Annotated in this window: 12 protein-coding genes; 3 read left to right on the top strand and 9 right to left on the bottom strand. The window is 60.8% G+C overall.

Annotated elements, in window-relative coordinates; genetic code table 11:
• Positions 1–8 precede the first annotated feature (8 nt).
• From DLM86_RS16380 to DLM86_RS16340, 9 genes are all read right to left on the bottom strand, one after another.
• Positions 9–656, bottom strand: coding sequence for a response regulator (locus DLM86_RS16380; RefSeq protein WP_110841133.1), 648 nt, complete (start codon positions 654–656; stop codon positions 9–11).
• Positions 653–1,876, bottom strand: a complete 1,224-nt coding sequence (locus tag DLM86_RS16375) for a sensor histidine kinase (RefSeq protein ID WP_110841132.1) — start codon at positions 1,874–1,876, stop codon at positions 653–655. Before DLM86_RS16375 ends, DLM86_RS16380 begins: the two co-directional genes overlap by 4 nt.
• A 316-nt stretch (positions 1,877–2,192) precedes the next feature.
• Positions 2,193–3,572 (bottom strand): ABC transporter substrate-binding protein, encoded by a 1,380-nt coding sequence (locus DLM86_RS16370; RefSeq protein ID WP_110841131.1) that lies wholly within the window; start codon positions 3,570–3,572, stop codon positions 2,193–2,195.
• A 134-nt stretch (positions 3,573–3,706) separates the two neighbouring features.
• Positions 3,707–5,509, bottom strand: coding sequence for a sensor histidine kinase (locus DLM86_RS16365; protein ID WP_110841130.1), 1,803 nt, complete (start codon positions 5,507–5,509; stop codon positions 3,707–3,709).
• Positions 5,506–7,176, bottom strand: coding sequence for a response regulator (locus tag DLM86_RS16360; protein ID WP_158289501.1), 1,671 nt, complete (start codon positions 7,174–7,176; stop codon positions 5,506–5,508). Before DLM86_RS16360 ends, DLM86_RS16365 begins: the two co-directional genes overlap by 4 nt.
• 190 nt (positions 7,177–7,366) lie before the next feature.
• Positions 7,367–12,682 (bottom strand): sugar-binding protein, encoded by a 5,316-nt coding sequence (locus tag DLM86_RS16355; RefSeq protein WP_146250224.1) that lies wholly within the window; start codon positions 12,680–12,682, stop codon positions 7,367–7,369.
• Between the two features lie 667 nt (positions 12,683–13,349).
• Complete coding sequence (locus DLM86_RS16350) at positions 13,350–14,993, bottom strand: extracellular solute-binding protein (RefSeq protein ID WP_110841127.1); 1,644 nt, start codon at positions 14,991–14,993, stop codon at positions 13,350–13,352.
• 28 nt (positions 14,994–15,021) lie between these two features.
• Positions 15,022–15,897 carry a carbohydrate ABC transporter permease gene (locus DLM86_RS16345; protein ID WP_110841126.1) on the bottom strand — a complete coding sequence of 292 codons (876 nt, stop codon included), beginning with the start codon at positions 15,895–15,897 and terminating at the stop codon, positions 15,022–15,024.
• 19 nt (positions 15,898–15,916) lie between these two features.
• Entirely contained in the window at positions 15,917–16,870 is a 954-nt protein-coding gene (locus DLM86_RS16340; protein WP_245954652.1) for an ABC transporter permease, read from the bottom strand.
• A 294-nt stretch (positions 16,871–17,164) separates the two neighbouring features.
• Here DLM86_RS16340 and DLM86_RS16335 point away from each other — a divergent pair, with 294 nt between their 5' ends.
• The 3 genes from DLM86_RS16335 (at position 17,165) to DLM86_RS16325 (ending at position 21,667) form a co-directional block, all read left to right on the top strand.
• On the top strand, positions 17,165–18,181 hold the full coding sequence (locus tag DLM86_RS16335; RefSeq protein WP_110841125.1) for a response regulator: 1,017 nt from the start codon (positions 17,165–17,167) through the stop codon (positions 18,179–18,181).
• Positions 18,178–20,019, top strand: coding sequence for a sensor histidine kinase (locus DLM86_RS16330; RefSeq protein ID WP_110841124.1), 1,842 nt, complete (start codon positions 18,178–18,180; stop codon positions 20,017–20,019). The genes DLM86_RS16335 and DLM86_RS16330 overlap by 4 nt, the downstream gene beginning before the upstream one ends.
• 106 nt (positions 20,020–20,125) lie before the next feature.
• Positions 20,126–21,667 carry a type 2 periplasmic-binding domain-containing protein gene (locus DLM86_RS16325; protein WP_110841123.1) on the top strand — a complete coding sequence of 514 codons (1,542 nt, stop codon included), beginning with the start codon at positions 20,126–20,128 and terminating at the stop codon, positions 21,665–21,667.
• Positions 21,668–21,675 lie beyond the last annotated feature (8 nt).

Here is a 21,675-nt window from a genome sequence, read left to right as displayed (position 1 = left end):
TTTTCGGGCTAAAGGTGCAGGATGCCGCGCTCGATCGAAACCGCCACGGCCTCCGAGCGGGAATCGACGCCGAGCTTGTTGTAGATGGCCGTCAAATACGCCTTCACCGTCCGCTCGGATATGCCCATGTCGAAGGCGATTTCTTTGCTGCGGCTGCCCCGTGCGATCGCTTGCAGGACGATCATCTCTTTTTCCGACAAGACGGTTTTTTCGGAACGCGAAGCCGGAGCCGGCGGCTGTCCTTTGGCGGCGAAAACCCGCGCCGATACGTCCGGCTGGAGCAGAACCTCGCCCCGTACGGCCGCTTGGAGCGTGCGCAGCAGGTCCTCGCGGCTGCTGTCCTTCAACAAAAAGCCTTTCGCCCCCATGGACAAGCCTTCGAGCATGAATTCGTCTTCGTTGTAGGTGGTCAATATAATGACCGGGACGGCGCTTCCTTTCTCCCGCAACCGCCGAATCGCTTCCAGCCCGTTCATGCGGGGCATGTTGATGTCCATCAGCACGACGTCGGGCTGCAGCTCTTCGACCAGCTCGACCGCGGTCTCCCCGTCTCCCGCCTCGCCGACGATCTGAAAGCGCTCATCCGTTTCCAGAATCAGCTTCAACCCTTCCCGGACGACCATATGGTCGTCCGCGACCAACACCTTGTACGTCATATCGGTTCTCCTCGCAGCGGGATAGTGAACGTGGCGCTCGTTCCTTGCCGAGGACGGCTGACGATCTCGAGCTTGCCGCCGATCAACCGGGCGCGCTCGTACAGGCCGAGCAGGCCGTAGTGGCCCGGCTGCTTGCCGATCAGCTCCGTAGCGAAGCCTTTGCCGTTGTCCTCGATTCCGACGCGCAGCGCGTCCTTGTCGACTTTGACGGAAACCCGGACATGATCGGCCTCCGCGTGCCGGGCAATATTCGTCAGACATTCCGTGATCATATGGCGGCTATGTTCCATGACCGTAAGCGATATCGAGTAGGTCGGATCGATGTCCGAATCGATGGAAATGCCGGTCGCATGGACGAACCGCCGCACCTCCTCCCGGATCGCATCCGAGAAGTCGATCGCGGAAGCGGACTTGTCCCGCAAGTTGTCGATCGCCCGCCGCGCATCGCTCAGCGCTTCCCTTGCCCGCTGCATGGACTGATGCACGATCTCCCGGGCCCTGTTCGAATTGCCGCGGTCCAAATGGGCGTTGATCGCTTCCAGCTGCATGATGAGTCCGGAAAGCCCCTGGGCCAGCGTATCGTGCAGATCGCGCGCCATGCGCTGCCGCTCGGTGGTCAGCGTCAGCTCCTCGACTTGGCGGTGCGCGACTTCCAGCTCCTGCAAAAAGGCTTGCGTTCGGACGCGAGCCTCGACCTGGTGAAAAAAGAGACGGGCGTACGAGCCGACCACGACCAGCATCAACGTAAACAAAGGCAGCAAAAAAGCCAGCTCGACGGATCTGCCGAGAACGATCAGCGCCAAGCAGGAAAGCGCATATAAGAAAACCGTCAGAACGATCGCTTTCGCACGCTTGTAATAAATCCCTATGCCCTGCCCCGCCAATACCGGCAGCAGCCCGAGCAAAATTGCCGGACTTCCTCCCGGCAGCAAGTAAGCGCTAAAGTAAACGATCAGTCCTTGCAGCATAAAATAAAGCCACGGTCGGGTCGCTACGATCAGATGGGCGAACCAGTAAAGCCCTACATGGATCACGACCATTCCCGTAAACAACAGGCTCGGAAGGAGGGCCGAGGCGGAGGCGTATTGCAGGATGAGGGCGGCGAGATAGACGAGGGCAACCCAAATCAGGATGGGAGTTCTGGTGCTGCTCAGGACGTCGACTGCGGCCGGAACGTCCCGGAACCGTTCGTTCGGCCCGTTTTTCGAATTCGATTTCATGGCCGGTCCCCTCCTCCTTATCCTTCTTATCATAACCGAATCCCGCCGCCATTTGTACAGGTGCGCCCGACCGGAGCGCAAGCCGATACCGGGGATCGGAATCGATCCGTTCCGCGACCGATTGCCCCTGATCCGGCGCCGATCCCATTCTACCCTTTCTTCCTACCGAAAAAATCGTACATTCGGGCATATGCCGCATGTACGAACGGGCAGTCCCCTCGGTTCCGGCCGCACCGTTTCGGGGGAAGGGCCGTTCTGGCCCCGGATATCCGGACGCGGCGAAGTCCGGCCTTTAAGGGGCCGGACTTCGGGATCGTTACTTTTTCATTTGCTTCTCCGCTTCTTTTTGCAGCTCCGTCCACTGCGCGTTAAATTCCTTCACCTTCGCCGGCACTTGCGCGTAGAGGTCGAAATTGTCGGCGAACAAGTTTTGCCCGAGCCACGTAATGAACCCTTCGTACGCGACCTCGGTGCCCGGCATGTTGTTCATCATGCCGACGCCCTCTTCGTTCGTCTTCTCGACCTGGTACAGAATCGCGTCGGTCACGTCTTTTTTGCCGATCGTCCGCTCCCATGCCGCGATCTGCTCTTTTTCGTTCGGGAACGCCGGTATCGTAATCTTCTGCTTGATTTGCTCCAGCTGCCCTTCGTTGTCGTAGGCGAGAAATTTGATCAGGTTCCACGCCTCCTCCTTGTTTTTGCTCGTGGAGGAGAGCGCGATCCCGTCGAGGGCGCCGTACCCCTGCTGCTTGCCCGGACCGACCGGCGACGGCACGACGCCGTAGTTCAAGCCGGCTTCGTCGAACTGCTTCATCTTGAGCCATGTGAACGACATGCCCGCCGTTCCCTTCGTCATGTTCGGCCCGCCCGGCATTCCTTTCGCCTGCGTCACCTTGCCCGGGATGAGCCCGTCTTTCACGATCATGTCGCGGAAAAACTCGTACCCCTTCAGCGCCCCTTGGCTGTCCAGCGTCATCTGGCTGCCGGCCGGATTGAACGTCGAGCCGCCCCACGCCCCGCCGACGATGTGCAGCATGTTCGGCAGCGAGCTTTCGAACGCGTGCACGTTGTTCTCGACCAGCTTGCGGCCGGCGCTGCGCATGTCCTCGTACGTCCAATTCAGCTTCGGCTCCGGAATGCCGTACTTCTGGAACAAATCCTTGTTGTAGAAAATCATGAACTGCGAATGGATCCACGGGAGCGCATACCGCTTGCCGGCGTAGACGCCGCGGTTTTGCAGGGCGGGGTAATATCTGGTGATGTCGACGCCCGATTTCTTGACGTACTCGTCGAGCGGCACGACCCAGCCGCGGGCGGCGTATTCGCCGGCGCCGACGTTCGGGCTGACGCGCAAAATGTCGACCTGCTCGCCGGAGGCGAACAGCGCCGTGTTGGCCGTAATGATGTTCTCCCCCTGCTTCGGCTTGACCATTTCCACCTTGACGGTGACGTGCGGGTTTTTCTCTTGATACTTCTTGATCGCCGGCGCCAAATCTTGATCGAACGTTTCATACGTCGTGTGCTTGATGACGAGCGTAACCGGGTCCTTCGGCTTGTTCGGATCCGTCTTCGTCCCCGTGCCGCCGTCCCCCGAAGCGCCGCCTTCGGACCCGGACGAGCACGCGGCCGCGGTCAGCGCCATCGCCGCCGCCAGCAGCACGGCGGCCGTCTTTCTCCTGATCTGCCCCTTGATCACTTGGAAAACCTCCCGTATATTGCACGATTCGCAGGAGCGTTCGCCCCGGCTGTAATCAGCCTATCGTACCGGCAATTCGTTTGGAATCGAAGCTGTTTACTTCTCCTTCAATCTGTTTACCGCGATGATAGCGCTTACTCACGCCTCGCCGGAAACCGGATCAGCACCGTCGTTCCCCGCCCCTCCTCGGATGTATAGAAGAGGCCGTAGGCCGTGCCGTACACGAGCTGAAGCCGCTCGTTCACGTTCGCGATACCGTACGAATCGCGCAGCTCGAACGACCGTCCGGCGCGGAAGCAGCCGTTGATCTCGTCCAGCCGCCCGGCCGGAATGCCGCCGCCGTTATCGGCGATGCGAAGCACGATGTCGCCGTCCTCCACCCATCCGTCCACCCGGATCCACCCGCTCCCTTCCCGGTTCATGACGCCGTGGTGGAGCGCGTTCTCCGCGAGCGGCTGGAGGAGGAGCTTCAGGCATTTGTACCCGTATACGTCCGGCTCGACGCTGATGTCGTAGGCGAACTTCGTGCCGTAGCGGATTTGCTCGATGGCGAGGTAGCTGGCGACATGCTCCAGCTCGTGGCGGACGGTGACGACGTCCATTCCCCGCGACAAGCTTTGCCGGTAGTAGCGTCCCAGCTTCGAGACGAGGTCCGTAATTTTGTCGTACTCGCGCCCCTCGGCCAGCCAGACGACCGAAGCGAGCGTATTGTATAGAAAATGCGGGTTGATCTGCGCCTGCAGCGCGCGGATTTCCGCATTTTTTTCTTTGACGTGGCTTTCCTTCAGCCGGTGCAGCAGCTCGTTCGTCCGCGCGACCATCTCGTTGAAGCTGTCCGCGAGCTGGCCGATCTCGTCGCGGGTGCGAACGTCCGCCTTCACGTCGAAGCTGCCGGAGCGGACGTCGCGCATCGCGGCGGCGAGCCGCCGGATCGGCTTCGCGATCGAATACGCGATCCCGGTCGAGCCGGCGAGGGAGGCGGCGAGCACGAGCAGCCAGAGGACGATCAAGCCTCTCGACAGACGGTCCCGGTCGCTCTGGATTTCGCTCATCGGGATCGCCCCGATCATGACCCAGTCGACGCTCTCCAGCTTGTTGAATACGAACAGATACGGAGTGCCGCGGTAATCCCGGACGAAGCTCCCTTCCTTTTGCAGGACGGCCTGCATGTACGTGTAGCTGTATTCGAACTTGCCGACGCCGTTGCGCTCGGTGCCCGAAATGACGATGCCGTTTTTGTCGATGACGTGGAAGACGGTGCCGGGCGGGACGTCGACGTTTTTCAAGTAGCGGTAAACGCTTTCCTCAGCGATGTTGATGACGACCGTCCCCCGGTAGACGCCCGCGGACGAATCGAAGATGTCCCGCGCCAGCTTGAGCACGTTTTCGCCCTCGTGCCGCTCGCTCGAATAGTCGATCCGGTGCGTCGGTATCCACATCAAGCCTTTGGAGTACGGATTGCCCGACATGCTCAAATACCGTTCCTTCGTCTCCTCGACGTCGTACGCGTCCGTACGGAAATCGTCGGACGGCACGAACAGCCCCCTCTCTTTGTCCAGCAAAAAGACGGACACGATGCCCGCGTCCGATTCGATATATTTGCCGATGGCGTCCCGCATCCGCTCCTTGTCGCGCCCGTTCCGCCCCATCCGGTCCGCGACGAGCTCCCCGATCGCCGGGTCGCGAAGAATCAGGTTGGACAGGCGGAGCAGCATATCCATCCGCGAATCGATCAATTTGTTCGTCTGCTCCAAAATGTTGCGGACGTTCTCCGTGCTCTTCTCCTCCATCTTCCTGGTAAACAGCGTCAGCGTGAAATACGCGCCGACCGTCAAGGCGAACGTCACCATCACCGCGGTCATGACGAAAATGCGGGGGAAGATGCCCGTGCCGAACAGCCTTGGCAGCCGGCGGACGATCGCGGCGACCGTCTTCATTCCGCTCGCTCCCGGTATTCGGTCGGGTTTTGGCCGGTCACTTTTTTGAACAGCGTGCTGAAATAAAACGGGTCCTTCAGGCCGACCTCGAAGGTGATTTCGGACACCCGCATCGTCGTCTCCCGCAGCAGCCGCTTCGCTTTCTCGACGCGCGTCCTCGCCAAATATTCCGTGAACGTGCAGCCCGTCTCCTGCTTGAACAGGCGGCTGAAGTAGGACGTGTTCATCTGCAGCTCCTCGCTCAGCCGGTTGATGGACAGGTCCTCGATCTTATAGTGGGCGTCGATGAACTCGACCGCCCGCCGGATGACGGAGCGCGTCTTGTTCCCTCTCTTGTCCCGCACGAAATCGGCCAGCTCCGCGAACAGCGTCCGGATGCCGCGCTGCATGTCGTCCATCGTCCGGTAATGGTCGACGGCCGAGTACGGGTCGAATTCTTTGCCGTACATTTCCTTCAGGCGGACGCCGGACTGGAGCAGCTGACGGAGCGATAGGGCGAGAAATTCCTTCATGTACAGCTTGATGTCGCCGATCGGCGTGCCCGGATGGGCGCGGACGGCGGCGAACACCGCGTCGAGCTCGCCCCGGATGCCCGCCTTGTTGCCGAGCCGGACCGCGGTCGTCAGCCGTTCGATATGCTTGTCGGGAACGGCGGTCAAGCCGGGCTCGCTCGTGAAGTTGATGTAGTCGACCGGGATGACGCTGGCGTCTCCGATCAGAAACCGGTATTCGAGCGCCTCGGCCGCCTCCCGATACGATTCCGCGACGCCTTCCAGCCCGTCCTTGACCCCGCCCAAACCGATCGAAACGGACAGATGCAGCGTATCGAGGACGTGCGCCTTCAGCCGGTCGGCCAAATCGAACAGGCTGTCCCCCGCGCCCGCGCCCCCGCCTTCGATTCCGCACTCGCGCCCGCTCCCGTCGTCGCCGTCCGCCTCCACGATGCAGACGACGCCGGCGTTCAGCCCGCCGAAGACGAGCGCCCGCTTCCGGTTGCGCATATACGCCTCGATCTCGTCCCGCAGCATGAGCAGATGCAGCTCGCCCGCTCCGCTTCCTCCCGGCGGCGCCCCGGCCGGAGGGGCCGGATCGGCCTCCGGCTCGACGATCCAGACGGCGAACCGGTCGCCGCTCAGCCCGATCTCGAGCGATTCGAGCCGCTGTCTCGCCTCGCGCTCGCCCATCCGGCCTTCGACGAGCCGGGTCAGCACGTTTTCGCGCAGCAGCGGCAAGCTTTCCTGCAGACGCTTCATCGTCAGCTGCAGCGTCGACTCCGCCCGGCGGTAGCCGTTCACCTCCTGCTTCGCCTGGAGGACGACGGCTTCCAGCTCGCGGCTCGTAAACGGTTTCAACATATATTTCATCGCGGCGAATTCGAGCGCCTGCTTGGCGAATTCGAACTCCTCGTAGCCGGAAAGGACGACGATCTTGATGTTCGGGTGAAGCTTGCGCGCCTCCCGGCACAGCTGGATGCCGTCCATGTACGGCATATGGATGTCGGTCAGCAAAATGTCGACAGGCCCGCTCTTCAGCATGTCGAGCGCCTCCTTGCCGTTCTCCGCCGCCCCGACCAGCTCGATGCCGAGCCGCTCCCAATCCATATGGCTGCGGATGCCGTCGCGTATGATCCGCTCGTCGTCGGCGAGCAGCAGCTTGACGGTTGACATGGCCAATCCCCCCGATGTACGTGTAGATTTTGCGACTTTGCGACACATCGTACCCGATTCTCGCTCGCTTGCGAATAGAGACGTTTTACATTGTATCGAAACGGTTTACCGTTCATGCCCGCTCCATGCCGGGCGTACAAGGAAAAGCCGCCGCCTGTCGGAGCGGCGGCTTCCGGGCGGCGGCCGTCGTTTACGGAGCCCCGTTCACGAAACGGAAGCTGTCGTATTGGCCCGGGTTTTTCGTATCGGCGGTTCCGCGCGTCCATTGGACGTAATTTTGCCGTCCTTCGGACAGGTCGGCGTCGTTCGCTACGACGTTGAGGCCGATCCGGTTTCCTTCGGCGAGCGCGGCTTCCAGCTGCTTCACGATGCCGCTGCCGGCGATCCGGATTTCGTAGCTCGTCGTCTTGGACGATTCGTCGCGGAACACCGCGAACGGCAGCGAGCCGGACACGTTGCCGGTCGCGTTCGGCGCCGCGGCGACGAATACGTAGGCGAGCCGCTCGTTCAAATTGTTGAGCGCCACGCCGAAGTCGACGTCGTCGGGTTTGTACGCCGTCCCCTTGTCGTTCAGCGGGTCGATCGAAATTTGCAGCGAATCGTTGCGCCATACGTTCGACGGCGGCTCCGCCGCCTTATGAACGTCGTCCGTGACGCGGGCCGCGATATACAGGTTGTCGTCGTCCCACTGGAAGTAAGCGACGGCGTCCAGGTTGGCCGGGTCATACAGGCCGGTCGCATTCCGCTCCTCGCCCCGCAGATGGATCGGATGCGCCCCGCTCCATTCCTGCAAATTCCCGTCGATGACGGGCGCCGTCTGCGTCTTCCCGATGACGAGGAAGTCGAGCGGAATCGCCCCGTCATGGAAAATGACCTCGTTCGTCGCCGCATCGAGCACGGTCATGTCGACTTCGTATTCGTGGAACGGAGTCGGCGCCACGGGATTCCAAAGGAACGGCAGGTCGACGGTTTGGCCTTTCGCGATCGCGAACGTATCGCCTCCCGGCGCCGCCGGCGCGAGTACGACGCCGCCCGGGCCCTTCAGCACGACTTGGCCGGTCTTGGCGATCGGCGACGTGCCGGTCAGCCGGACGACGACCGTCTCCAGCTCGGCCGGCGTCGCGTCGACGGGCTGCAGCTTCGCGCCGATCGCGTCGTACACGACGAGCCGGACCTTGATCCGGTCCGTCTGGACGCCGCCGATCGTGACGAGCACGGTCGCGTCGTACGTCCCCTTCTCCACGCCGGTCGGCGCGTGAACCGCGAACGTATGGGCCGCGACCGCTCCCGCGGGGACCGGGACTTGCGCCGTCAGCGGGCCCGTTTGCGCGCTCTCCCAACCGTCGGGAACGGCCAGCGACAGCGTCGCCGTCCCTGCGGCGGACGTCCGGTTGCTGAGCGATACCGCGACGGAGGCGCTGCTGCCCGCCTCCATGTTGGCGTACAGCGGCGTGGCCGAAGCCATGATGCCGGCCGGGATCGGATTCTCCGAAGCGACGATCCGTTTCACCGCCGCGGCGAATCGCTTCGCCATCACGTTGTACGCGTAGCCGTGAGCGTAGCGCGACGCGTCCGCCGACTGCTCGGCCAGCCGCCCGTACCGGTTCGCCCGCATGATCGCCGCCGTCGAAACGGGCAGCAGGCTCGACTCGCCCTTCTTCGCTTCGTATACGTACCGGGCCGTATTCGGGTCGGTCGTCCCTTCCGCACCGAGCGACGCGGCGTAGTCGAGCGATACGGACGACAGTCCCTGCTCGAGCTTCGCCATGACGAGCGACGCGGCCGCCCGGTCGGCGTAGTTGTACAGCGCCTCCAGGGCGACGTAGCCTTCGGCGCGCTCCAGTGAGCCCGCCCCGATCCGGTCGGCGATCGCGCCCATCAGGGCGTACGTGTCCGCGATCGCCTGCTCGACGGCCTGCGCCCTCGCGTTCGCGTCGCCGCCGGCCGTCAACGCCTGGTCGAGCGCGGCGTGCACGCCGTCGAGCTGCACCGTTTCGGCGGCGGCTTCTCCCGCCTGCTGCAGCTTGGCGGCGGCGTCGGCCCGCTTCTCCGCGAGCAGCGTCCGGGCGGACGCGTACAGGGCGTCCGGTCCGAACCCTTTCAGGTAGACGGGGGAGCCGCCGACCGTGACCGTAATCGACCCGCCGGCCGGAACGAGCGTCGTCTCGTTGCCGTTCACGTCGATCTTCGTGACGGACGCGGCACCGTATACCGCCAGCGAAACGGTCGACGTCGGCGCCTCGGCGACCGGCGTGCTGCCGTAATTCACCTTTTTCCAAGCGGCGACGATCGGCTCGCTCCCGTTCAGGAACAGATGGGCCTCGACCGAGGCGTCCCCGGTGTCGATTTTGCCGGCGTACATCGGGCGGTCGAGCGTCGTCATGAGCGTCTGGAGCGCGGCGTAGGCGAGCTTCGGACGGCCGTCCCCGTCCGTGATGCCGTAGCTCGTGTTGAAGAAGTTGTCGTCGAAGCCGGAATCCTTCCACGTAAAATGGTTCAAGCCGGACAATTGGTCCGTGATCATGTCGATCAGGAAGCCGCGCACCGCATAGTCCCGCTGCACCTCCTGCGACACGTTCGGGAAGCCGGACTTCGCCGTCGGCCAGCCCGACTCGGTCACGTACAGGTCTTTCCAGCCGCCGAGCGCGTTCACGAGCTGCTTGACGCCGTTCGTCTGGTTTTGGAGGAAGCCGTCCGGCATGACGCCGTACGTGTACCGATGGTACGAGAACGCGTCGGCGTAGTCGTACGAGCCGAGCTCGAGCTCCGGCGGCAGATGGGTGACGACGCCCGACGTATGGTCGCCGGCGAGCAGCACCGCGTCCAGATCCGCCTTTTTCAAGCTCGTGTAAAACCATTTTTGCAGCTGTACGATCTCTTGCGGCACGTAAGGCTTCATGACGAGCTCCGGCTCGTTGGGCATCTCCCACGTGCGGATGCGGTCCTTGTACCGGGCGGCGATGTTCTCGACGAATCGCCCCATCGCCTCGAGCGCCGCCGGCGTATCGGCCGTGCCGACCGGGTCGTAGATCGAGTTCGACGTAATCCCGATAATCGGCATCATCCGCATGCCGTACTGCTCGAGCTTGTCGACGATCGGATCGAGCTTGGAATAATCGTACACGCCGTTGCCTTTGTCGATCGCCCACCAATCGACCTCGTGGCGAAGCCGCTTGACGCCCATATCGGCGATCGAGGCGAGCTGGTCCTCGTTCCACGTCAAGTCGTAATGCGCGTTGAAGCCGTATTTCGTCTCGAAGTCGGGATCGGGATCGGTCCGGGAGGCCATCCGCTTGACGACGGCGATGCGCATTTTTTTCGTCTGGTCGGAGGCGGGGACGCCGTCCACGTCCAGCGAAACGGTGACGTCGTACGTGCCGAGCGCGCCGACGTTCGGTTGGAAGTATACCGTCTCCGTCACCGTCGAGTAAGCGCCGGCTTGAATCGTCCGTTCGCCGGACGATACGGTCGACCTGTCGCCGTCCGCCTTGGCGACGGCATACTTCACCGTATAGGCGTGCGCCGCCGAGCCGCCGCGCAGCGTCGCATCGATGCCGACCGGCTCGCCCTGCGCGAAGATGCCGGCATAGCCGCCCGTCGGCTGGGTGAAGAACGTATACGGGACGTCGAGCGGCGTAATCTCGAAGTCGTCGATGTCCAGCTGCAGGCCGTTGATCGTGTCGAACTGGAAAAAGCCTTGAAGCGGCGCATCCTCGGCGAAATCGTCGAACTCGACGACCTTCGTCCCGTCCATGTACAGCTTATGGTTGACGCCGCCCACGACGAGCTCGTACGTATGCCATTCGTTCGGCACGGAGCGGAAGTAGCTGCCGCTTGCATAGCCGCCGAGAGGCGTTCTTTTGAACATTATATATTTCGTATTGTGAGTCGACCACTCCATCGTGTTGTACGTCGCATCCGAAGCGCGGTACCGGATGCGCCACAGATTATAAACCGAGTCCGGGTTCGGATTCCGGTTGACGTATCTCGCCTTGAACTTCACCTTGAAGTTGTCGATGTTGCGGTACTGCGAATGGACGAACTTCGCCTGCCAGTTGTCGCCGTCCTTCGCATTGGCGAACCGGAGAATCCGGTTGCCGTTGTCGTCGTACACCTGCACCTTCGGCTGGCCGCCTCTCGTCGTCCAGTTGGCCGGCACGGCGCCGACCGCATCGTTCTCGAAATCGGTGAAATACCGGACGAACGGCTTCACGGCGTACGTGACGTCGCCCGACTCCGGATAACGGACGACGGAGCCGCTCGGCCTCCGCACCTCGATCCGGTAGCTGACGCTCGACGCGCGGTTCGTGCCGGGTATGACGAAGGCGAAATCGCCGCCGCTGCGCTGTACGGCCGCTTCGTATACGGCGCTCTCGCCGCCGATCCGGTAGTAGACGGCCGCCGTCACGGTCGCCTGCGCATCGGAAATCGAGAACGTTCCGCTCGCCTCTGTGTTGTAGTTGACCGATACGATCGGCGTGTGGGCGATGGCGAGCGGCGCGTCTTGAACCGGTACCGTATACAAGCCGGTAGCCGGACTGGCCGCCGTCAAGCCGTTCGCGTCCGTCGCGACGATCCGGTATTGAAGCGTGCCCGAGGCGGCGCCCGGGATGTCGAACCGGTAGCCGGTGGCGGCGTCCCCGGTCATGACGCCGACGGCGGTCGCCGGCGCGCCGTCGTAGCCGTAATAGACGAAAGCGGTTACGGTCGACTCGTCGTAGATCGAGGCCGTCACCGTCAACGGCTCGTTCGCGGCGGCCGCGGCCGGAGGCGTATGGACGATGGCGGGGGCGGCGGCGTCTTGATGCGGCGTGACGACCACATCGTCGACGCGCAGCGCGGCGTTTTTCGCGCCGAAGCCGATAGTCCCGGACGTATGCGCGGCGTCCGCCGGCGACTCGGCGATGAATACGCCGTCGATGTGGAGCCGGAAGCGGGTGCCGTGCACCGCGATCGCGTAGTCGTGCCACACGTCGAAGTCGAAGCCGGCCAGCTTGCCGTCGATCGCGTACGGTCCGCCGAGACGCGTATCGGTGCCGTTCTCGTACTTGCCGAAATAGACGGCGTTGCCGGCTTGGCGGAATTCGAAGTAGTAGTAGTTCGCGGCGGACGAGGACGTGTTGTAGCGGAACAGCGTGCGGGCGTATTTCGGCGCGCCGGAGGCGGCGTCCGCATATTTCGCCCGGAACGAGTAGTCGTACGAGCCGCTCGTAGCGGCGTAATCCGTCCAGCTCGCCGGCTTCGCGCGCGCCGTCGGGTATGCGGCGCCCGACGCGGTCAGCACGCCGACGGTGGAGCCGGCGGCCGCGTCCGTTTCTTTCGTCCATGCGATGCCGTCCCACGAGTTGCCAGCGCTTTCGAAATGCTCGGCGAAGTACGGCGTCGCCGCCGTGTCCGCCGCGGCTTGAGGCGGGGGCGGCAGCAGCGGGGCCAGCAGCACCGCGCACAGCGCGAGCGCGATCCAGGCGGTCCGGCGTCGCGTCCGGAGCCGAGGTTCGTTCGTCATCATCGATCCCTCCTAAATTGGATTTGGGTATGGTTCCGAATGGATGCGTCCTGGGCGTCCGCCAGATTGACGCCCGCTCGTCGTCAGGTCGGCCGATTCCCTTCCACCACCTCCTTTCCGGTATAAGGGCAAGATGCGTTTCCGTTCGCGCGGTCCGTGCAATATCCGTTGTGCCCACGCCCGTGCCGAGCTTTCCGATGGACCTGGCCGGTATGATCGGCTGGTTGACTTGATCGAATTGATCGAGCCACGAAACTGCCTCCGGCTATTGGATTTTATCCAGTCCAGTAGAAAAAGCGCTGGGAGGAACAAAAACCGGCATCTATTGGATTTTGTCCAACGACGTGACCGCGATATGGTCGATTTGGAGCGACGGGCGGCCATTCTATTGGATGGATTCCAATAGGGCGCCCGTTTTGTGGTCACCTGTACGATTCTGCTGGATAAAATCCAATGGGGCGGGAGCGGGAGCCCCCAAGGGACCGGACGATGCCGGGAGATGCGAACGTCCCCGCCATTCCGTATCGATCGTGGAGCAGCGGGGACAAGTCCGAATATGCGGTTGCGAGGGTGTGTCAAACCAGAGCGCCGGGGTGTCGGAGTGTCAGAGTGTCGGGGTTCCACGGTTCCACGGTTCCGACGTTCCCGGCTCAGCGGCGCGTCCGGTTTATTTGCCTTGCTTTTGCTTGAACGACTCCTCGAGCTCCTTGACGATTTGGTCGCCGCCTTGGCTTTTCCATTTCGCCACGAACTCGTCGAACTTCTTCAGGTCGGCGCCCATGATGATCTGCGTGAACGTCGAGTCGCGCAGCGTGTTCAGCTCCTTCAGCTTGGCGATTTTCGTCGGCGACGTCAGGTAGTTGGAGGCGTCCTGGATTTGGTACTTGTTGTTGATCGCGATGGACAGCGCCTGCTCGCGGCGAAGCGGCGTCGATTCGAGATAGCGCGGCCAGCCGTTCAGCCCCGGCGCCCACGTGTAGCTTTGGATGCCGCGGAAGTTGCCGTCCTTGTCCGTCTGCGTTTTCGGATCGATATGGTCGACGATCTGCTTCATTTTGCCGTTGTCGAATTTGTAGTCGACGTTTTCGATCCCCCAGACGGACAGCATCTGGTTTTCCGGCGTCAGCCCTTTGTCGACGATGGCGAGCAGCCGCTTCGGGTCTTTCGTCTTCGCGCTGATCGCGAACACTTGCCCGAACGGGGCGCCCTGCGGGGCGACGTACACGCCGTCCTTGCCGGTCAGCGCGTCGGTCAGCGTCAAATATTTGTACGGCTGCGCCGATTGGTCCGGCAGCTTGTCGTCCTTGCCGAGCTTGCCCGATTTTTTCGACTCGAACGTTTCGATCTGCGTGTCGTAGTCGCTCGCCGTCGACCACCAGCCCATCCACGAGAACAGCTTGCCCGCGTACAGCTTGTCGCGCAGCTGCTCCTCCTTCAGCGTGGCGAACTCCTTGTCGATCAGCCCTTCGGCGTACAGCTTTTGCAAGTAAGCGAGCGCGTCCTTCATCCGCGGATCGATGTCGAAGTTGGAGAACTTCCCGTCCTTCTGCGTAAAGTAACCGGGCGTCACGCCGAACGCGCCGAATATATGGTCGAACGAGTTGTTCGCGTACTTGACCTCGCCGATTTGCGACGTATAGCCGCCGAGCGGGATGACGTCCGGCTTCGCCTCCTTCACTTTTTTGAGCGCGGCGTAGTAGTCGTCGAGCGTCTTCGGCGTCTGCAGGCCGAGCGACTGGAGATAGTCGCCGCGCATGACGATGTTCCACCGGTAGCCGGACCCCGGCCCGCCCGCGTACGGGATGCCGTACAGCTTGCCGTTCAGCTTCGCCTGCTCGAGCACCGACTTCGGCACCTCTCTCGCGATGTTCGGCGTATCCTTCTCGTTGACGAGCGCCGTCAAATCGACGAACGCCCCCTGCACCGCATATTTCTGGAAGTCGTCGGCGAAATCGATGCGCACCAGGTCCGGGATGTCGTCGCTCGCCATTTTCAGGTTCAGCTTCGTCTTGTACTGCTGGTTGTCCACCAGCTCGACGTTGAACTTCACGTTAAGCGCTTTCTCGACCGCCGTTTTCAGGACGTCCTTGCTCGGGTCGTACGGCTTCGAAACGTCGATTTGGCGGAGCCACTTGATCGTGTACGGCTCCTCGCCGTTCGTGCCGGACGCGCCGCCTTGCGGAGCGGGGCTCGCCTTTCCGGGGTCCGTTGTGCCGCCGTCGCCCGAGCAGGCGGCCAGCGCGACCGAGCCGATCAGAACGACGGACAAGGCCGCCGCGAAAGACCGTTTTTTCCCTTTACCGAAGTGCATGGGGTTGACCTCCCTTTTTTATATGCGTTCACCCTTTGATCGAGCCGACCATCATCCCTTGCTGGAAATGCCGCTGCACGAACGGGTACAGCACGAGCATCGGCAGCGCGACGATGACGATGCACGCCATCTGGATGCCGACCGTCGGCGGCGGAGTCGTCCCGGCCGCCTCCAGCAGCTCCGGCGGCAGGCTGGAGTTGGCGATGATCGTGCGCAGCACGAGCTGCACCGGCGCCTTGTTCCAGTCGGACACGTAGAGCAGCGCGTTGAAGAAATCGTTCCAATACGTCACCATGTACAGCAGCCCGATCGAGGTAATCGCCGGTCGCGACAGCGGCAGGACGATTTGCCAGAAGATGCGCAGCTCCGAAGCGCCGTCGATCGCCGCCGACTCCCGCAAGCTTTCCGGCATCGCCTCGAAAAACGTTTTCATGATGACCATCAGGAAAGCGCTGTACGCCATGACGAGAATGAGCACGATATTCGTGTCGAGCAGGCCGAGCTGCTTGACGGTCAAGTACAGCGGGATCGTCCCGCCTTTGAAAAACAGCGTGAGCACGAAAAAGAGCAATATCCATTTCCGCCCCGGCAGCCGCTTCTCCGCCAGCGCGTACGCCGACGTCGCCGTCAGGAACAGCGCCAGCGCCACGCCGCCCGCCGTATTGCGGATCGTCGTCCCGTACGCCTTGTACAGCATCGACCCGTCCTGCAGCAGGTAGCGGTAATATTCCAGGCTGAACTGCTTCGGAAGCAGGATAAACCCGTTCCGTTCGATAAAATCCGAATACGGCGTCACCGACACGATCAGCACGTACCAGAACGGCAGCACGATGATAAGCGTAATGACCGTCAAGATCGAGTAGTTCAAGCCGACGAACGTTTTTTCGTTCCAAGTCGTTTTCATCCGGTGTCCGTCCCCCGTCTCACAAAATGCCCGAGTCGCCGTTGATCCGTTTGGCGATCGCGTTGGTCAGCAGGACGAGCGCCAAGCCGACGACGCCCTTGATCGCGTCCGCCGCGGTGGCGAGGCTCACGTTGAACTGCTCGACGCCCATCCGGTAAATATACGTGTCGAGAATGTCGCCCACCTCGTACACCATCGGGTTGTACAGGTTCAGCACCTGGTCGACGCCTGCGCTCATGATGAAGCCGACCCGCAGGATGAACATGACGACGATCGTCGTGGCGATGCCCGGCAGCGTAATCCGCACGACCCGCTGGAAGCGCGACGCTCCGTCGACGATGGCCGCCTCGTACGTCTCCGGATTGATGCCGCCGATCGCGGCGATGTACACGATCGCGGCCCAGCCCATCTCCTTCATCGCGTCCGAGACGACGAGAATGCCGCGGAACAAGTGCGGCTCGGCGAGGAAGTATATTTCCCGCCCGCCCAGCCACTCGACGACCCGGTTGACGATGCCGGTTTCGGGCGACAGCATGATCGCGATCAGCCCTCCGTAGACGACCCACGAGACGAACCGCGGCAAGTAGACGGCCGTTTGCAGCGTTTTGCGGTACCAGGCGACGCGGACTTCGCTCAGCGCGAGTGCGAGCGCGATCGGGCAGACGAAGCCGCTGGCCATTTTGTACAGGTTGATGATGAGCGTGTTTCGGAGCGCATTGACGAACATGTCGGAGGCGAACAGCTGCTTGAAATGGGTCAAGCCCGCCCACGTGCTGCCCGATATGCCCTTCACGTAGTTGTAGTCGAGAAAGGCGACGCTCACGCCGTAAATGGGCAAGTAGTCGAACACGAACACCCAGACGGCCGCCGGCAGCAGCATCAAGTACAACAGCCGGAATTTCCATATTCGCGCCCAAGCGGGCCTTAATCCCGCCCGGACCGGAGCGGCGGTAACGTTGGCAGCCGGTTCCACTCAGATCTCTCCTCCGTTCTCTCGGTGCCCTCTATTGGCGAAAGCCTCTCCATCGCCGGCCGGCGGTCGTGAAAAGAAAAGGCTTACATCCTTAGCATAAAAGAAAGGCCGCACGGAATAAACCGGAGCATCGGACGATTCCCCCGGGGAAAAGTCGGAAACGGGGGACGGTGCGAGCGTGCCGGAGCGATCTTCGCATTTTCGTTCCTTACCGAACGCGGATAATGCTAGAATGAGGTTGACGCGAATCGGAAGATTCCGGGAATACAAGCGATTGGATCTGGAGGGCTTATCATGTACACCGTGTTAGTGGCCGAGAACGAGCCTTGGGTGCTGAAAGGCATTGTGAAAATGGTGGAGGAGGCCGGAGAAGAGTTTCAGGTGGTCGGAGCTTGCAGCAACGGCGAAGAAGCCTGGAACCAGATCCGGGACGTGTGGCCCATGCTGCTCATTACCGACATCATGATGCCGGAGATGGACGGCCTGACGCTTTGCGGAAAAATCAACGAGCATCGTCTCCCGATCGTCTCCGTCATTATTAGCGGCTACGATAACTTTCAATACGCCCAAAAAGCGATGACCTACGGCGTGTCCGAATATTTGCTGAAACCGGTCCGGTTCGAGCTGCTGAAGGAGTCGTTAAACCGTTCCAAGGAGAAGCTGGAGTCGCTGAAAGACTTGAACGGGTACGTCGTCAAATTCCAGGCGCTGCTCGACAACCGGCAAGCGCTTCCGGCGAAGCTGGCTTTGCAAAAGCAAGTCGAGCTGATTCAATCCGTGCTGAGCATGAACGATTACCGCAAAAGCTTGCGAATCAGCCTGCTCCATATTTTCGATCGCAAATTAAGGATGCTGCTGGACGAGTGCGACATCGACTATCCGGACATTCCCGCGATCGATGTCGCGGACGGGGAAGGCGTCGTTCCGTATTACAAGGCTATGCTCGAGAAATGGTATCTCTCCCGGTCCGGCATCGCGAAATCGAGCATGCCCGCGATCATCGAGCAGTCCTGCCGGTATATCAAAGAAAATTACAAGGAGGATATTACGCTGACCGATATGGCCGAACGGGCGAACTTCAGCGTATCCCATTTCAGCGCTTTATTCAAAAAGCATACGGGAACCTCTTTGATCAACTACGTGAACGGCTTGAAAATCGAGGAAGCGAAGAAGCTGCTGCTTTCCACCTCCTATTCCGTATCCGAGATTACGGAAATCGTCGGATTTTCGACCACGCCTTATTTTTCGAGAGTATTCAAAACGACGGTCGGCCTGTCGCCTCTCGAATATCGAAAGAGGATGGACTCATGAAATGGCGCTATTGGCATTACCGCTTCTCGATCCAAACGAAAATTTTGGCTTTGGTGCTTTCCGTCGGCTTCGTCTCGATTGTCCTGATGGCCGCTTTTACATCGCACTATTACACCGTATCGGCGAAAAAAGACTTTTACTTGCTGGCCGAGGATTCGACGGCGAGAATCAACCATCAGCTCGATCGGTATTTCAACCAGATGGCCCAATCGACTTACGCCTCGATCGCCGGGCCGCTGCCGACCAATCCTCTGCTCGGCGTAAACCCGGAGAGCGGCCTGCTGCAAAATTGGCTGAAAGCCGGCGACCGGTTCAGCCGGAGCGAGGAATCGCTGGTCGAGGGGATCTTGACGAGGTATATCGCCCTGAACGACTCCAACATTTTGGGAATCGTGCTGCGCTCTCTGGACGACCGTCTCGCGTATTCCCAAGACTCCAATTTGCCCCGGGACCATTCGGCGCCTTGGATCTCGGGTCCGTTGTCCGACCGTCTTCAGGTCGTCCCCTATTACTTCGACCGCGAGAGCACGACGGCTACCACCTATCCCTTCATCACGCTGGTCATCCCCGTTTACGACCCGAACACGGTCAAAATCGTCGGCAATTTGAACATCGCCTTATCGATCTCCGAAATATCGAGCATTCTCGGACAAGCCCGCTTGGGGAAGACCGGCTATTTTTTCATCGTCGACGACGTGGGGCGAATGCTCTACCATCCGGACGTCCAACTGATCGGCGAGTCGCTGGAAAATACCGTGCTGCGCGAGATCCGGCTGTCCGGGGAAGACGACGACGTGAAGCTGGAGGGCAAACCGATATTGGCGTCCTCCAACCATTCGGACGTGACGGGCTGGGATATCGTCGCTTACGTGCCGATGAACGAAATGGCGACCGGTCTTCAGGTGGCCCGCAATTCCACCCTCATGATCATGACGGGCATGATCGTCGTCTCGCTGCTCGTCATTCCCCGAATCGTCGGTTTGGTCGTGCGTCCGATTCTTCGCCTGCGAAATTTGATGAAGCGCGTGGAGAACGGGGAATTGTCCGTCCATGCGGAAGCGTTCCCCGGAAAGGACGAAATCCAACAGCTGTCCAGCAGCTTCAATCGGATGACGGCGAAGCTGAAGGAATTGATCCATAACGTGCGCGATCTGGAAATGAAGGAAGCGCATCTGCAGCTGAGACAAAGAGATGCGCTCATCCAGGCGCTTCAAAATCAGATCAACCCCCACCTGCTCTACAATACGCTGGAGATCATCAAGAGCATCGCGTACCTGGAAAAGGTGCCGATGATCGAGAACATGGCGACCAATCTGGCCAGCGTCTATCGCTATACGTCCAAAATGCCGGGCTCGGAAGTCCCGCTGCGGGACGAGCTGCGCAACCTCCGGCATTATCTCGAAATCGTCGACATTCGATTTGCGCCGAAGTTTCAAAGCACCGTCACGGTGGACGAGGCATTCATGGATTGCCGCATTATCAAGCTATCGATTCAGCCGATCGCGGAAAATTGCGTCAAATATGCGGTCGAGCCCAAAAACGGCAATGCCGTCATCCGAATCCGCGCGTTCGAGGAGCAAGGGGATCTCGTCATCGAAATCGCCGATAACGGAAACGGATTTCCCGAAGACGTGCTGAAACGGATCCACGACCGCTGCCGCGCCGTCGAGGAGCCGTCCGGACGATTCGCCGCAGAGGAATCGATCGGCATCATCAACGTGCACGCGAGAATGGTGCTGAATTACGGGGCCCCGTACGGCGTCAGCATCCGCTCGTCTCCGGGACGAGGGAGCGTCGTCGCTCTCCGATTCCCGAAAAGGACAAGCGAAACCTCGTAAAATCGGATAAAAACACCGTAAGATGGTGAAAAAACGGATCCGCCCAAGCAGATATACTGAAGGGGCAAGAGGTTCATGACAGGAATCGTATGGGGAGGTTCACGAGGTGAAGAAAGCGTTTATCGGGAAGGCGGCTTTATGCTTGACGGTCGCGGCCGCAGCGGGCTGCAGCGGGCAAAAGGAAGCGGGACCGGGCGGCGACGCGGGTTCGTCCACCGCACCGGGGGATAAGTCCGAGAAGATCAAAATCGAGATGATGGCGGCGTCCTGGACCGGGGGCGGCTGGCCGGACAACAATCATCCGGTCATCCAGTACATCAATCAAAAGTTCAATGTCGACTTGCAAATTCAGTGGGTCCCCAACGCCAACTTCGCCGAGAAGCTGAACGTCGTCTCCGCTTCCGGCAAAATGCCCGATGCGATCCGGGTCGATTCCGGCATGTTTCTGAAATGGGTGAACGAAGGCGTCTTCCTGGACATCCAGCCGTATTTGTCCGACTATCCGACCTTGAAAAACGTCGCGAAGCCGGAGGAGTGGGCTTTGCTGAACCCGAAAGGAAAACTATACGGCATTCCGATTTACGAGACGGCCCAAAACTCGCTCTATGTCCGTGCCGACTGGATGGAAAATCTCGGGCTTCCGCTGCCCAAGGCGGACGAATTCACCATCGACCGATTTTACGAAATCGCCAAAGCTTTTACGACGCAAGACCCGGACAAGAACGGAAAGGCGGACACCTACGGCTTCTCGGCGCTCGGCAACTCGCTCCAACTGGGCAATCCGCAGCTGCTGGCGGCGTTCGGCATCGCGAACGGCTGGAAGGAAGAGAACGGAAAGCTCGTTCCGATGGAAACGCAGGCGGACGAATGGGTCCGGTTTTTGACTTTCATGAAGAAAGCTTACGAAGAAGGCGTGCTCGACAAAGACTTTATTACGAATACGAATTTCAATACGAAGTATGCGCAGGGCAAAGTCGGGTTCGCCATCGATATGCACTACCAGTTCAGCCAGCAAACGAACCAGCAGCTTCAGTCGATCGCGCCGAACGGCAAATTCGTCGAGCTGTCGCCTCCCATCGGAGCGAACGGCATGAGGGGGACGAGGACGCCTTCAAGCGGCATGCTGAAGCTGGTCCTGAGCAAGGACATGGACGAGAAGAAGCGGAAGCGGATGCTGGAAATGCTGGATTGGTGGGTGTCTCCGGAGGGCGAGGACATTATCAAGAACGGAATCGAAGGCGTCCACTACCAGAAGAAGAGCGACGGCACCTACGAGATGACGGACGCGTTGAAGGCGGAGGGCGAAGGCCGGCAAAGCCTGCTGTGGAACTGGATGCTGCGCGGCAGCTCCAATACGTTCAACATTTACAAGTGGAGCCAGCCGAAGTGGGCCGAGGAGATGGAGAAATCCATTACCAACGCCAAGAAGTATCCGTATAAAAACGCATCCGACGGCTATCTCAGCTCGTCCGAGACGTTTACGAAGCAGGGCAAAGCGCTGTCGGACAAATTTCTGCAGTCCGTACTGGAAATCATCGCCGGGAAGAAGCCCGTCGAAAGCATCCGCGACACGATCGCCGACTGGAAGAAAAACGGCGGAGACAAGATCGTCGAGGAAGTCAATACGGCGTTCCAAGCGAAATCGTAGCCCGGGTT

The sequence above is a fragment of the Paenibacillus flagellatus genome, assembly GCF_003217775.1.
GTDB classification, from domain to species: domain Bacteria; phylum Bacillota; class Bacilli; order Paenibacillales; family NBRC-103111; genus Paenibacillus_AB; species Paenibacillus_AB flagellatus.
Note: the sequence above shows the minus strand (reverse complement) of the source record. Positions and strands in the feature narration are given on the sequence as shown.